At 48.6% G+C, this 13,631-nt stretch carries 14 protein-coding genes; 9 read left to right on the forward strand and 5 right to left on the reverse strand.

Annotation, left to right across the window (positions count from 1 at the left end; all coding sequences use genetic code 11):
• Window positions 1–598 (forward strand): type II toxin-antitoxin system HipA family toxin (locus tag AC06L3_RS04305; protein WP_475669389.1); only part of this gene is annotated, 598 nt, incomplete at its 5' end.
• A 356-nt stretch (window positions 599–954) separates the two neighbouring features.
• Here the strand turns inward: AC06L3_RS04305 and AC06L3_RS04310 are convergent.
• From AC06L3_RS04310 to truA, 4 genes are all read right to left on the reverse strand, one after another.
• Complete coding sequence (locus AC06L3_RS04310; protein WP_475669390.1) at window positions 955–1,230, reverse strand: type II toxin-antitoxin system YafQ family toxin; 276 nt, start codon at window positions 1,228–1,230, stop codon at window positions 955–957.
• Between the two features lies 1 nt (window position 1,231).
• Entirely contained in the window at window positions 1,232–1,447 is a 216-nt protein-coding gene (locus tag AC06L3_RS04315; protein ID WP_475669391.1) for a response regulator, read from the reverse strand.
• Between the two features lie 172 nt (window positions 1,448–1,619).
• Entirely contained in the window at window positions 1,620–2,531 is a 912-nt protein-coding gene (locus AC06L3_RS04320) for a PD-(D/E)XK nuclease domain-containing protein (protein WP_475669392.1), read from the reverse strand.
• 130 nt (window positions 2,532–2,661) lie between these two features.
• The gene (gene truA / locus AC06L3_RS04325) at window positions 2,662–3,435 is read right to left on the reverse strand and encodes a tRNA pseudouridine(38-40) synthase TruA (RefSeq protein WP_475669393.1); all 774 of its coding nucleotides are present in this window, start codon (window positions 3,433–3,435) and stop codon (window positions 2,662–2,664) included.
• 102 nt (window positions 3,436–3,537) lie between these two features.
• On the opposite strand from truA, the gene AC06L3_RS04330 reads away from it, so the two are divergent.
• The 8 genes from AC06L3_RS04330 to AC06L3_RS04365 all read left to right on the forward strand — a co-directional run bounded on the left by AC06L3_RS04330 (window position 3,538) and on the right by AC06L3_RS04365 (window position 13,180).
• Window positions 3,538–4,530 carry an AAA family ATPase gene (locus AC06L3_RS04330; RefSeq protein WP_475669394.1) on the forward strand — a complete coding sequence of 331 codons (993 nt, stop codon included), beginning with the start codon at window positions 3,538–3,540 and terminating at the stop codon, window positions 4,528–4,530.
• Between the two features lie 12 nt (window positions 4,531–4,542).
• On the forward strand, window positions 4,543–5,421 hold the full coding sequence (locus tag AC06L3_RS04335) for a DUF58 domain-containing protein (protein WP_475669395.1): 879 nt from the start codon (window positions 4,543–4,545) through the stop codon (window positions 5,419–5,421).
• A gap of 64 nt (window positions 5,422–5,485) precedes the next feature.
• Window positions 5,486–6,532: a hypothetical protein gene (locus tag AC06L3_RS04340; protein WP_475669396.1), complete on the forward strand. Its 1,047-nt coding sequence runs from the start codon at window positions 5,486–5,488 to the stop codon at window positions 6,530–6,532.
• A gap of 19 nt (window positions 6,533–6,551) precedes the next feature.
• On the forward strand, window positions 6,552–7,541 hold the full coding sequence (locus AC06L3_RS04345; RefSeq protein WP_475669397.1) for a vWA domain-containing protein: 990 nt from the start codon (window positions 6,552–6,554) through the stop codon (window positions 7,539–7,541).
• A gap of 12 nt (window positions 7,542–7,553) precedes the next feature.
• Complete coding sequence (locus tag AC06L3_RS04350) at window positions 7,554–9,302, forward strand: VWA domain-containing protein (RefSeq protein ID WP_475669398.1); 1,749 nt, start codon at window positions 7,554–7,556, stop codon at window positions 9,300–9,302.
• 6 nt (window positions 9,303–9,308) lie between these two features.
• Window positions 9,309–11,174, forward strand: a complete 1,866-nt coding sequence (locus tag AC06L3_RS04355) for a BatD family protein (protein ID WP_475669399.1) — start codon at window positions 9,309–9,311, stop codon at window positions 11,172–11,174.
• Window positions 11,175–11,198: 24 nt separating this feature from the next.
• Window positions 11,199–11,984, forward strand: a complete 786-nt coding sequence (locus tag AC06L3_RS04360; protein WP_475669400.1) for a tetratricopeptide repeat protein — start codon at window positions 11,199–11,201, stop codon at window positions 11,982–11,984.
• A 62-nt stretch (window positions 11,985–12,046) separates the two neighbouring features.
• A complete protein-coding gene (locus AC06L3_RS04365) occupies window positions 12,047–13,180 on the forward strand; it encodes an ATP-binding protein (protein ID WP_475669401.1) in 1,134 nt (377 codons plus the stop codon).
• Between the two features lie 23 nt (window positions 13,181–13,203).
• Here AC06L3_RS04365 and AC06L3_RS04370 read toward each other — a convergent pair.
• On the reverse strand, window positions 13,204–13,631 hold a 428-nt coding region (locus AC06L3_RS04370), incomplete at its 5' end, for a PD-(D/E)XK nuclease domain-containing protein (RefSeq protein WP_475669402.1).

Consider the following 13,631-nt stretch of genomic DNA (forward strand, 5'->3'; position numbering starts at 1 on the left):
TGTATATTGGCGCTTATGCAGGGATGCCGGAATAGAGATAAGCGATTCTGAACTGAAGCGGTTCGATACGGCCAGCCATTTCATCACCAAGAGGTTCGACAGGGGTCCGGAGGGGAAGGTGCATATGCAGTCGCTTCTCGCCATGGCCGGAGATGTCGTTTCCTACGAGGAGGCCTTTGATACTATGAGGAGGCTTGATCTTGAATACTCAGATTTCGAGCAGATGTACAGGAGAATGGTATTCAATGTCCTGGCTGGAAATATAGATGACCACTCCAGGAACTTCTCTTTTGCCATGGATAAATCAGGGAAGTGGTCTCTGGCCCCGGCATACGATATGGTTTACAGCATCGATCCTTCAGTTCTGGAAGTCCAGAAAGGACAGTTCCTCAGCATCTGCGGAAAGAAATCGGGAATCACAAGGAAGGATTTGATATCAGTGGGCCGGCAGTATGACATAAACAGGCCTGGAGAAATCATCGGGAGAACACAGGACGTTCTTTTGAAGTTACACGATTATATGACAGAGGAAGGCATCGATGAGTCTGTATGGAAAATGGTTTCGGCAGAATTGAAATCAAAGTCACTTGCTGAGTAAACGACCGCCCTTTCTCAGTAATCAATGGTTTTATTGATGATTCCCGTGAGGGCGGTCACAACAACAAGCAGGGTGGCGGCAGCTCCGATGCACCTTCGTACCAAGGCCGTTCCCTCTCCGCTTTTTCTCCGTTTCAGAACGGAGAATGAACAGACAACGAACGGAGGGGTGGTGTCCGGGGAAGGGCCGGACTCTCCTCCGTCATGCTGAGCTTGACCCTAACGTCATGCCGGGCTTGACCCGGCATCTCATCAAACCGGGGATTGCGGGTCGAGCCCGCAATGACGGATGAATGGAGCCCGCAATGACGCAGGGTTCGTATAATGCGAATGATTTGTAGGTGTAATCAAGACGTGCTATTTGAACAGGTCGGAATGAATGCCTGTATAGAGGAAAAGCAAATTCAATTCTTTGTCATTCTGCTCCCAAACCATCAGCCAATCCGGTTCAATGTGGCACTCCCATTGACCATTGAACTTTCCGTTGAGTTTATGAGGCCGATATTGAGAAGGGAGAGAACCTGTTTCTGCAAGAATACTGATAGCTTCCTGAATATGCGACAAGTCCAAACCCCGCTTTTGACAGAGTTTCAAATCCTTCTTGAATCTGTTGGTGAAACTGATGCTGTACATACTATGCCAGAGCCTGCTTGAACATATCTTCCACGCTGGAAGCCTTGTAAACTCTACCAGCCTTCACATCTTCCATCGCCTCACGATATGCATTGCAATCTGTTGCATCATACGACACGCCATCGGTCACACTCGCAACCCCTCGGAGTTGTTCGATAGCGGCCTTGATATTGGCAAGCATTGCAGTGTCTTCTACAGATACAATAAGTGTTGACATAATGACATTAACTTGTTAGGTTCAGCAAAATTATACATTTTCCGACAATCTTCAAAAATAACCGTCATGCTGAGCAACGTCACCCTGAACTTGATTCATGGTCTCTCATCAAACCAGGGATTGCGGGGCAGGCCCGCAATGACGGAGAGGGGCCGCAATGACGGGGAGAAGGTTAGCCGACGAGGACCTTGTCGATGTTGCGGGTGGTGGAGTCGAAGTTGATGCCGAGGCGTATGATCTGCTGGTCCTCGACAGCGAAAGGCAAGGTGTAGTTCTTGTCGCTGATTTGTGCAAGGGCTTCTTCAGCAGTGCCGTTGAGCTTGAACTCAAGCACGTAGCAGAACTTCGGTGTCTTTACTACCATATCGATACGTCCCTCGCTGGTGCGGTATTCCGCCTGGGTGTAGAAGCCCATCAGCCTGAAAAGGATGAAGACCACGTTCTGATAGTGGTTTTCGAGCTTCTTGACCAGTTCGTACGGGTAGTCGGCGAAGAAAGATTTCAGGCGCTTGACAAAGCCTTCGGTATTGCCCGTCCGCACGTCCGTCACAAAGTTCTGGATGCAGAAAGCGGAATCCGTATTGTGTAGATTGGCATAGAACGGTAGAAGAAAGTCAAGGAATCCCTTTTCCACCTCTTTGTTGGGAAAACCGAGCGTGTATGAGCCGAACTCCGGATTGTAGTCTTTGATAGTAAGATATCCGCTCTGGTAGATGACCGGTATGGGATCCGTGGAGTTTGCGTCTATGCTGCTCAGGCTCTTGGCCGAACTCACAGCGTGACTCATATCCTCCAGATTGTATTCGTGCTCCTGCAGAAGCTGGACAAGATATGTCGGTGTGCCGGTTTCGAACCAGTAGTCCCTGAATTCACATTCATCCAGACAGTTAAGTAAACTGAACGGGTTATAGACACCTGTTCCTTTCGGGTGGAAATGGTAGCCGTCATACTGCTCGCGCAGTTTCGCCACGGCTTCCTCCTTCGTCACATCGTTGTCCGATGCAAGCCTTTCGATATACCCGTCGAAGGTTGAAAGCAATTCCTGCTCAGTTATCCCGCATATGCCGGCATAGCGTTCATCCATCGATATGTCCTTCGTGACCAAGCGGACAGCTCTGCCATCCACCCCAGGGATTCCTTCAAAAGTGAAATTATTATTGGAATACTGGATATTGGCATCGGAGAACTTTCTGCTTTGGACAGAACGTTATGGATTACAGCTGGTTCCAGTGAATTTCGTAGGGGTAGTGGATGCCACAGAGGAAGAGGGCGTTGCCGGGGACGGATGTGCCGGCGGCGCAGCGGTTGTGTGCGGATAGCATTTCCTGAATCCATTCCGGTTCGCGGCGTCCTGTGCCTACTTCCAGCAGTGAACCGACCATTGCCCTGACCATGTTGCGCAAGAATCGGTTGGCCCTCACTTCAAAGACATATCTGTGACCGGAATCATCCGCCAGGGGCATCCAAGCCGCTTTTGTAACGGTGCAGATGGAACTGCTGCTGCCGCCGCGCAGCTTTTCCAGAGAGGAGAAATCCTGCTGGCCCAGGAAGTATTGGGCGGCGCAGTTCATTGCGTCAATATCCAGATTGCGCGCACTCACAAAATGCGAGAACTGCTGGACAAAAGGATCCTTGTAAGTGTGGATGTAATACCTGTAGCACCTCAGGTCCGCGTCGAATCTTGCGTGCGCATCATTTTTTACACGTGAAATTGCAAGAATTGTTATTTCTTTTGGTAGAATGGCATTTAATTTGTAGCAAAAAAACGCCGGCTCAAAAGCAATAGGCTGAGTTGTGTCAAAGTGGGCGATATAGTTAATGGCGTTTACGCCGGTGTCGGTCCGTCCGGCACCTGTTACTTTGATTTCTTCCTTGAGCAGTGTGGAAAGAGCGTTCTGCACGAGTTCTTGAACAGAAATGGCGTTGTCCTGGATTTGCCATCCACAAAAAGGGGCTCCGTTGAAAGAAAGTGATATAAAGTAACGCATTGTGTCTTATCTTTGATGCAGGCAAAGGTAATACCGGCCGTTTTGAATTGCAAACGCATGTAAAAACGTAAGAAGCTGTTAAAATTATTAATCAAATATAAAATGGAGAGCGTTAACATTAAAGAATTGAATGACAGGATTCAAAAGGAGAGCGCTTTCGTGGATATAATATCCATGGAAATGAACAAGGTCATTGTTGGACAGAAACATCTTGTTGAATCACTCCTCATTGGAATGCTGGCAGACGGACATATCCTTCTCGAAGGTATGCCGGGCTTGGCAAAAACTTTGGCAATCAACACACTGGCAAACATCGTGGATGCCAAGTTCAATAGAATTCAGTTTACTCCGGACCTTCTGCCTGCGGATGTTATAGGAACACTTATCTACAGTCAGAAAAGCGAGACATTCCAGGTTAAGCAAGGCCCTGTCTTTGCCAACTTCGTACTGGCCGATGAGATCAACCGTTCACCTGCAAAAGTTCAGTCAGCCCTGCTTGAGGCAATGCAGGAGAGGCAGGTGACCATCGGAGACCAGACATATCCACTTCCAAAACCTTTCCTTGTAATGGCAACCCAGAACCCTGTTGAGCAGGAGGGTACATATCCTCTTCCTGAAGCACAGGTCGACAGGTTCATGCTCAAGGTGGTTGTTTCATATCCTAAGAAGGAGGAGGAGAGAATGATCATCCAGATGCACAACAGCGGCAATTTTCCTAAAGCGTCGGCTGTTCTCAAGCCAGAGGACATAGTGAGGGCCCGCAGCGTTGTGAAGGACGTTTACATGGACGAGAAAATCCAGAAATACATTGTTGACATAGTCTTTGCAACAAGAACCCCTGAGGAATACGGCCTTGATCAGTACAGGGACCTCATTGCTTACGGAGCTTCTCCAAGAGCCAGCATTTCACTGGCGATGGCAGCGAAAGCTTACGCTTTCATAAAGAGAAGAGGCTATGTTGTCCCTGAGGATGTGAGGATAGTAAGCGAGGATGTGCTCAGGCACAGGATCGGTCTTACATACGAGGCTGAGGCCGAGAATGTAAGGACAGAGGACATCATTACAGAAATAATCAATAAGGTGGAGGTTCCGTAGTAGAGAACAATAATGGAGAACGATCTTTTAAAGAGAGTCAGGAAGATTGAGATAAAGACCAAGTCCCTGAGTCATCAGATCTTTGCCGGAGAGTACCATTCCGCTTTCAAGGGAAGGGGCATGGCTTTCAGCGAGGTCCGCGAATATCAGTACGGCGATGATGTAAGGAACATGGACTGGAACGTTACGGCCCGTTTGCGCAGCCCGTTCGTGAAGGTGTACGAAGAGGAGAGGGAACTTACCGTGGTCCTGCTGATTGACGTAAGTTCTTCCGGAATCTTTGGTACGGCTTCAAGAAGCAAGCGTGAAATGATATCGGAGATAGCTGCAACGCTTTCTTTCTCGGCTTCTGCAAACAATGATAAGGTGGGAGCCCTGTTCTTCAGTTCCAAGGTTGAGAAATTCATACCGCCCAAGAAGGGAAGGAGCCATCTGCTCATGATAATAAGGGAACTGCTTGAATTCAAGCCGCAGAACGATGGCACGGACATTTCCCAGGCCTTGCGTTTCCTTACCAACGCAATCAAGAAGAAATGCAACGCATTCCTGCTGAGCGACCTTCTTGACGTGAACCAGGATGCATCGCCAAGATATGACGATGCTCTGAAGATTGCTGTAAACAGGCACGACATTTCCGTAATCAACGTATATGACCGCCGCGACCGCGAGCTTCCTGACCTTGGCCTTATCAGGGTCAAGGACAGCGAGAGCGGCCGGACCTTCATTGCTGATACGTCGAGCCGACGTTTCAGAAACAGTTACAGCGAGTGGAACAGACAGGTTGCAGATAAATCCACAATGCTTTTCCGACGTTACAATGTGAGCAATGTGAGCGTGGCCACCAACGGTGACTACGTGAAGGCCCTGCTTATGCTGTTCGCCGGTAAATAGGTGATAGTCCGGAACTTGCCAATGAATATGAACAGAAATGAAATGTAAATCTTTACATAAAGGAATGAAATGGAGCAGGACTCTGGTTCTGGTCGCAGCGCTGCTGATGGCATTGCCCGCAGCGCTCAACGCACAGGTCATAAGTTCCGCTCTGAACAGGGATTCAATAATGATTGGAGATCAGGTGGTCTGGAAGAGCGTCATTGATCTGCCGGAGTGCGATTCGATTGTTGTTGAACCTTATTCAAGGATACTCGCCGAGGATACCGCCGCCAGCAAGGTGGAGGTGGTGGCGGAGTTCGTTCTGGATACAGCCAGACTGAAGAAACTTGCCGGAGAGATTGAGGCCAAGGTGATTCTCACCTCTTTTGACAGCGGAAGCTATGTTCTGCCCGAGCCCCAGATTGCCTATTTCAAGGACGGTGACATTCATTACATAGATTTCGGCAGCACGCCAAGGATAGATGTGAATACAATACAGATTGATACCACAGCCTTTGAGGCCAGGCCAATCAAAGGACAGGTGAGATATCCTCTCACATTCAAGGAGGTCCTGCCGTGGACTATCGGCGCTTTGCTGCTGGCCGCTCTCATCTGGCTGGGAGTCAAGCTCGTGAAGAGGATTCTCAAGAAAAGGGCTGAGGCAATGGTACAGGATCCTCCTCACGTCATTGCACTGAGGGAACTGGAAAACATCCGTCAGAAGAACCTGTGGCAGAGCGGAAAGGAGAAGGAGTTCTACACAAATGTAACTGAGACGTTGAGAAAGTACATTGAGAAGATGTACGGAGTGAGCGCCTTGGAGAAAACCACTTCAGAGATCTTTCAGGAACTTCAGGAAACGGACATCCAGCAGGCCAGATATGACGAGCTGCACGAACTGTTCCGTATGGCCGACCTTGTGAAATTCGCAAAGATGAGTCCCGAGAAGGAGGAGAACGAGAATGCAATTCCTGTTTCAGTGAGATTTGTGAACGACACATACGAGCAGTACCTTGCAAAGCAGGCTGCCGCCGAGGCCGCAAAACGTGCAAAGGCCCAGGCTGATTCCGCTGAAGTGAAGAATGCAGCAGAGAGTGAGAACAACCATCGGGGTGGAGAAAAAGAATAAAAAATCAGGAGGAGAGAAAATGTTTTTTGAATATCCGAATCTGCTTTGGCTGCTGCTCCTGCTTGTTCCGCTGATTGCACTCTATGTGTACAGGGAGGTCAGGGGACTGAGGCCTTATATGCTGGTTTCATCAATCACTCCGTGGAGATACAAGGGCGGATGGTCCAACCGCATTCTCATGCATGTTCCGTTTGCATTGAGGATGATTGCACTGGCTGCAATAATTGTTGCAATCGCGCGTCCGCGCTCAAGCTCCGCCTTTGAAAGAATTGACACGGAGGGCATTGACATAATGCTGGCGCTCGACGTTTCAACCAGTATGCTTGCCCGTGACTTCACTCCGGACAGAATAAATGCGGCAAAGGAAATAGCTATAAAGTTCATATCGGAACGTCCGTCGGACAGAATCGGAATCTCCGTGTTCGCAGGTGAAAGCTACACCCAGTCGCCGCTCACAACCGACAGGGCAACGCTCATCAACCTTATGAAGGAGGTTGATTGCGGAATAATAGAGGACGGTACGGCCATTGGCAACGGACTTGCCACCGCTGTAGCCCGTCTGAAGGACTCGGACGCCAAGAGCAAGGTTGTGATCCTGCTCACAGACGGTGTGAACAATACCGGAGAGATATCGCCGCAGATGGCTGCCGAAATAGCAAAGACATACGGTATAAGGGTCTATACCATTGGCGTTGGCGCAATGGGTACTGCACCTTATCCCGTACAGACACCGTTTGGAATAGAGCTGCAGCAGGTTGAGGTTGAGATTGACGAAGAGCTGCTCCAGAATATTGCCGATCAGACCGACGGCAAGTACTTCAGGGCAACTGACAACACCAAATTGCTTGAAATATATTCAGAGATTAACAAGCTTGAGAAGAACAAGACCTTGGTTGATTCGTTCCCTGTATACAAGGAACTTTTCATGTGGTTCGCTCTTGCAGCTCTTGCAGCACTTGCCGCGGAATTGTTCCTCAAGTGGTTTGTTGTAAGGGAAATGCCGCAATAGGAGGGTGGAAAAATGATATTTTTTGCACAGATACAATATTTGCTTCTGATTCTGCTGGTACCGGTTCTGTTCCTGCTCTACTGGTTCAAACGCAGAAATCAGAGACACAGAATGGCCAGGCTCGGAGACAGAGAACTTGTTGAGAGGCTTATGCCAGACAGACCTCACGGAAAGGGTTATTTGAAACTGGTTTTCTTCTCACTTGCATGGATTTTCTTCTGCATAGGACTTGCACGCCCGCAGATAGGAGCGCGTCTGAAGGAGAACAACAGGAAGGGTTCCGAGATTGTGATTGCTCTTGACGTTTCCAATTCAATGATGGCCCAGGACTATTCTCCGAACAGGCTTGAAAGGGCCAAGCTGGCTATTTCACGTCTTGTTGACAAACTTTCGGGAGACAGGATAGGCCTGATAATATTCGCAGGCGAGTCCTTTGTCCAGTTGCCTATAACCACCGACTACGTTTCCGCAAAGATCTTCCTCAAGACCATATCTCCGGAGAGCATACCGGTTCAGGGCACCGCTCTTGCCGATGCAATCAGAACAGGTATGAGGAGCTTCAGCGGAGAGGGCCAGATGGGCCAGGGCAACAAGGCAATCATTCTCATAACCGACGGCGAGAACCACGAGGATGACCCTGTTATTGCGGCCAAGGAGGCCGCAAACGAGGGTATAAAGGTATTCACCATTGGAGTGGGCACCCCTGAGGGCAAGCTCATCCCACTCGGCGATGGCGGATTCATGAAGGACAAGGATGGCAATAACGTAGTCACCAAGCTCGATGAAAGCACCCTCATGGAGATTGCGCAGGCTGGTGACGGAGCCTACGTCCGCGCAGGCAACGCCGAATTCGGTCTTAACCCTATAATTGATGAACTTAAGGAACTTGAGAACCAGGAATTCAGTTCCCAGGTCTTTGAAGATTTTGACGAACAGTATATGTATTTCTTTGCAGTAGCATTGTTTTTTTTCATTCTGGAGCTTCTGCTGGGCAGCCGCGCTACAAAGCGCAGACTGTTCACCATTACTCTCCTGCTCCTTGCCAGTTCCTCCTTTACACCTGCTATAGCACAGCTTGACAGGCACGAGGTGCGCAAGGGTAACCGTTATTTCAAGAAGAACAATTACAAGGAGGCCGAGGTGGAGTACAGGAAGGGCCTCATTAAGGATTCACTCTCCCTGGCTTCCAACTATAATCTTGCATCCGTGCTTTATATGGCCGATGACGCGGACAACGCCCTGAAGAATCTTGAGGCGGTCAAGGACACGGTATCCGGAATGGAAAACCATATTGATTGGAAAAGGGGCAAGGCCGTGAATAAGAAGTCCACGGCTTCCGATTACTATCATAATCTGGGCAATGTTTATCTGAAACAGAAGAACTGGCAGGGTGCAGTTGATGCCTACAGGAATTCCCTGAGAAGGAATCCTGATGATATGGATACCAAGACAAATCTGGCATATGCGCAGAAGAAACTGGAGGACCAGCAGAATCAGCAGAACCAGAACCAGCAGAATCAGAACCAGGATAATGATCAGGACAAGAATCAGGACCAGAATAAAAATCAGAACCAGGATCAGAACCAGGACAAGCAGGATGATAAGAATGACCGGAACCAGCAGAATCAGCCTCAGGTAAGCCCGCAGACTGCGGAGCAGATGCTCCAGGCGGTTCAGGAGAAGGAGAATGAAACCCAGGACAAGGTCAAGAAGGAGAAGGCAAAGATGCTTGCCACAAAACAGAAAGAGAAAAATTGGTAGAATAATATGCGCAGAAGTTTGTTTTCAAAGTCAGTACTGACTGTAATATGTGCCTTTGTGGCTCTGTTCGCACAGGCACAGTCCTTTACAGTTGACGCACCGAATGTGGTGAGTGCAGGAGAGGTGTTCCAGATTGTTTATACCGTGAATGCGGATGTTGACAGTTTCAATCCGCCTGCGCTTTCAGGCCTCACTTTACTGGCCGGTCCAACTTCTTCAAGGATGCAGAGCTACAGTAACGTTAACGGCAAGTCTTCAAGTTCCCTGGAAGTCAGTTACACACTTGTGGTGCGCTCATCGTCCGAGGGCAAGGCAAAGGTGGGTCAGGCTTCTGTACAGGTGAACGGCAAGACCATTTCGTGCAGGGCTCTGGATATTGATGTGGTGGCTTCTGCAAACCAGTCAGGCGGCAACCAGTCCACAGGTCAGAGCGGCAGGCAGTCGCAGGACAATGATTCATATCAGTCGCAGAACCGTTCTTCAAACGGTACGATTTCCGATACCGATGCTTTCCTCAGTCTGAATCTCAGCCGGACAAGCGTTGTGAAGGGAGAGCCGATTGTTGCCACCCTTAAACTTTATATCAAGAATGTGAACATTGCCGGTTTCGAGGATGTGAAGTTCCCTGTATTCAACGGTTTCTGGAGTCAGGAACTTGAGGTCCCTCAGAATATAAACTTCACCAGGGAGAATTATAACGGACAGATATACAATTCAGCCGTATTGCGCAAATGGGTGCTTCTGCCTCAGAAGACAGGTTCCATAAGCATTAACCCCGCAGAACTTGTGTGCCAGTTCCAGGTAAGGGTTGGCAGTGGCAGACGAAGCATGTTCGACGATTTCTTCTCCGACTCATATCAGCTGGTCAAGAAGAGGCTCTTTACCAGACAGTCAACCATCGCTGTAAAGAATCTTCCTTCACCTGCTCCGGCGGATTTCGGAGGTGGAGTGGGGCAGATGCAGATGAAAGTCACTCTGGGAAGGGACAGCATACCTGCGCATGAGGCCGGTTCAATTACAGTTGAACTCAGCGGAAGCGGAAACCTCAATCTGCTGGAGGCACCAAAGGTTTCCATCCCTGCGGATTTCGAGCAGTACGATGTGAAGACAACCAACAATTACTCCAACGGGGCGGCCGGTATGACAGGCTCAAAGACCTTTGAGTTCCCGTTCATACCAAGAAGCGAGGGAACGTTTGAAATACCGGCTGTAACTTATTCTTACTATGATACCAAGGCCGGCAAATATGTGACCCTGTCAAGCGGTCCGCTCTCTATCAAGGTGACCAAGGGCAGCGCTACAGGCGGAAGTGCGGTCATCAGCGGAGTTAGCAAGCAGGCTGTTGCGAATCTGGGAAGTGATATCAGATACATATCCAACGCTTCACCAAGGTTCTTTTCAAGGGATTCAATGTTCATTGGCAAGATGCTGTTCTTCCTATGCATACTTCTGCTGGTGGTATTGACCTGGTTCACAGACAGGATGCTCTCTGTCAGGGCACGGCTCAGGGGCGATGTCCGCAGACGCGCGAACCGCAGGGCCAACAAGGTGGCAACAGCAAGGCTGAAACAGGCTTCCGGGTATCTTGCAAAGGATCTGGGCAGCGCATTCTACGAGGAACTTCACAAGGCACTGCTCGGTTACATTTCAGACAAGCTGGCCATCAAGTTCTCGGACATGCAGCGCGATACCATTGTTGAGACCTTGGAAGCACACAAGGTTGAAAAGGAAGATATTGATAAGTTTATCTTGTTGCTCAACGATTGTGAAATGGCAAGATATTCATCTGCATCTGCATACGAAAAGGCAGCAATGAATGCACAGTACACCAGGGCGGTTGAACTTATATCTTCATTTGAAAGCGAGTTGTAAAATACCATTAGCATGAAATCCGTTATGTTTAAGAATAGTATCAAAGTTCTGGCCGGAGCTGCTCTGGCAATCGTTGCAATGCTGGTATCTTCTTTTGATGCCAGCGCTTCCGCACAGACCGATTCATTGTGGCACAAAGCCAATGACGCATATTCAATGGGCGATTATTCCGTTGCTCTGGACAATTATCTTTCCATTGAGGAACTTGACAAAGTGAACGAGCATCTGTATTTCAACATAGGCAATACGTATTACAAACTTGGCAATACCGGCAAGGCCATTCTGTATTATGAAAGATGCCTGAAACTGAATCCGGCCAATGAGGATGCTTCCGTTAACCTTGAAATTGCCAGAATGGGGGCAACGGACAAGATAGAGGCCATAAAGGGTATCATTTTCGTTGACTGGATACGTTCCATTCGCAATACATTCTCATCAAACCAATGGTGCCTGGGCGGTTTCATCATTCTGGCAATAACAGCGCTGCTGTTCCTGGGATACAGGCATTTCTCCGGGCTTGGCCTGAGAAAATCCAGCTTTGTGCTGAGCTGCGTATTCCTTGCGTTCGCTCTCATTGCATTCATTTTCTCGGCATCCTTGAAGGCGGTTGCGAATGACATGAGCTACAGCGTTGTCACCGCCTCCCACAGCAATGTGAAGAGCGCACCGAACGCCACGGGAAACAACCTGTTCATACTTCATACCGGCACAAAGGTCAGGACTATTGAAAGTGCAGGGGAATGGAGCAGAATAGAACTTGCAGACGGCCGTCAGGGTTGGATTACAACAGCTGACATGGAACAGATATAACTTTATTGTTACATTGGTGTTTTTTTGATATCTTTGCGCAGTATTTGAATATTGCGTAAGAGATGGAATCACCTTTTGAGTATAACGGCTACGTAACAGGAGCCTCATTCATTGGAAGAAACAAGGAACTGAAAATGCTCAGCAATCTCATTCGTGAGAGAAACAACGTGCTGATTTACGGGCCTGCCAGGATAGGAAAGCGTTCCCTTGTTTACAATACACTGAATAATCTTCGTCAGGAAGGTTACCGGTTCACTCAATTCAACATGAACCTTTTCAATGTCCGTTGCATTGAGGCCTTTCTTCTTAGATATACAAACATCATTCTGGGCAAGTATGCTTCATCTCCAATGGAAATGATATCGCTTGCAAGGAAGCATATACCTTCCGCTCCGTATATACTCAACGAAAAACATCCCGGTGCATGCGTTCTCACCAACAGGAACAAGGAACTGCTCAGCGACAGCCAGATAATGGAAATCCTTGATCTTCCTGCAAGACTGGCTCAGGGCAGCCAGGAACATAGCATCATTTATTTCGAACAGTTCCAGGACATTCTTCTGTTTGAGGATCCTTCAAAGTTCTTTGCGCTTCTGGACCGTGTATGGAGAACCCATACTTCAATCACTTACATCATCACAGGCGAGCGCACAAACGCAATGCACAGCATATTCCATGAATCCAAGTATTTCTTCAAGTTTGCTGAGCATCTGAAACTTGTGCCTATCGATGAGAATGTATTCGCAAGTTTTATAGAGAAAAGTTTCCTGAAGGCAGGCAAGGTAATCAATCCTGAAATGGCGCTGCAGATTTACAGGACGGTGGAGGGTGACCCCTGGTACTGCCAGCAGCTTGCATCAATCTGCTTTGATCTTACAAAGGGATATATGAATGACAAGATATTCGACGAGGCTCTCGGGAGGCTCATCAATCTTCATTCCTTCCTTTTCCATAGCATTACTTTCGGCCTTACCAGACATCAGGTGCGTTTCCTCAAGGCAATGCTCGACGGGGTGACACAATTGTCTTCCGCCGACATACTCTACAAATACAATCTTAATTCCTCGGCAAACGTTTTCAGAATCAAGGGTGCGCTCGAGAAGAAGGAAATCATTTCCTACAACGCCTTTGGCGAACCTTTCTTCCTTGACCCGCTTCTCAAACTCTGGATGAAGCACTACTATTTCGTGAAATAAAGACAGCTTGATGAAATGATTCCTTACCTTGCCACTTTCCAGCTGGTTATGGTGTGCTTTGCGCAGGTGAAGCGTACGCCCACCTTTACCTTTGGTCTCGGATCGGCCATGTACGGTGCGTCGTAGAGGTTCTTCTCTATCTGGACAAGGGCCGAGCTTGCCGTTCCTCTCATCTTGAACTCGAATATGTATATTGCATCGGGCAGCCATACCACCATGTCAACCCTGCCCTTTGCCTGCTTCACCTCGGTCTCAAGATTCAGGCCCATTCCGTTGAACAGGATGTAGAGGTCACGCTGGTGGAGCGCCTCAAGCTTCTCAAGGTCCTCAAGGACTTCCTTGCCCTCGTACATGTAAGGCACGCCGGAGAGGAATGACTGGAGGGCCTTCATTGCCGCATCAACGTCCCCCTTTCTCAATGCCCTGTTCATTGCGTCAACCATGTTCATTC

The organism is Candidatus Egerieousia sp. (genome assembly GCF_056211015.1).

What these genes read in the sequence shown, in the direction of transcription:
- AC06L3_RS04350 (WP_475669398.1), top strand. Translation starts at nt 7,554, where the DNA reads ATGATATTTTTTGCACAGATACAATATTTGCTTCTGATTCTGCTGGTA.
- AC06L3_RS04360 (WP_475669400.1), top strand. Translation starts at nt 11,199, where the DNA reads ATGTTTAAGAATAGTATCAAAGTTCTGGCCGGAGCTGCTCTGGCAATC.
- truA (WP_475669393.1), bottom strand. Translation starts at nt 3,435, where the DNA reads ATGCGTTACTTTATATCACTTTCTTTCAACGGAGCCCCTTTTTGTGGA.
- AC06L3_RS04320 (WP_475669392.1), bottom strand. Translation starts at nt 2,531, where the DNA reads ATGGATGAACGCTATGCCGGCATATGCGGGATAACTGAGCAGGAATTG.
- AC06L3_RS04315 (WP_475669391.1), bottom strand. Translation starts at nt 1,447, where the DNA reads ATGTCAACACTTATTGTATCTGTAGAAGACACTGCAATGCTTGCCAAT.
- AC06L3_RS04310 (WP_475669390.1), bottom strand. Translation starts at nt 1,230, where the DNA reads ATGTACAGCATCAGTTTCACCAACAGATTCAAGAAGGATTTGAAACTC.
- AC06L3_RS04330 (WP_475669394.1), top strand. Translation starts at nt 3,538, where the DNA reads ATGGAGAGCGTTAACATTAAAGAATTGAATGACAGGATTCAAAAGGAG.
- AC06L3_RS04365 (WP_475669401.1), top strand. Translation starts at nt 12,047, where the DNA reads ATGGAATCACCTTTTGAGTATAACGGCTACGTAACAGGAGCCTCATTC.
- AC06L3_RS04340 (WP_475669396.1), top strand. Translation starts at nt 5,486, where the DNA reads ATGAAATGGAGCAGGACTCTGGTTCTGGTCGCAGCGCTGCTGATGGCA.
- AC06L3_RS04335 (WP_475669395.1), top strand. Translation starts at nt 4,543, where the DNA reads ATGGAGAACGATCTTTTAAAGAGAGTCAGGAAGATTGAGATAAAGACC.
- AC06L3_RS04345 (WP_475669397.1), top strand. Translation starts at nt 6,552, where the DNA reads ATGTTTTTTGAATATCCGAATCTGCTTTGGCTGCTGCTCCTGCTTGTT.
- AC06L3_RS04355 (WP_475669399.1), top strand. Translation starts at nt 9,309, where the DNA reads ATGCGCAGAAGTTTGTTTTCAAAGTCAGTACTGACTGTAATATGTGCC.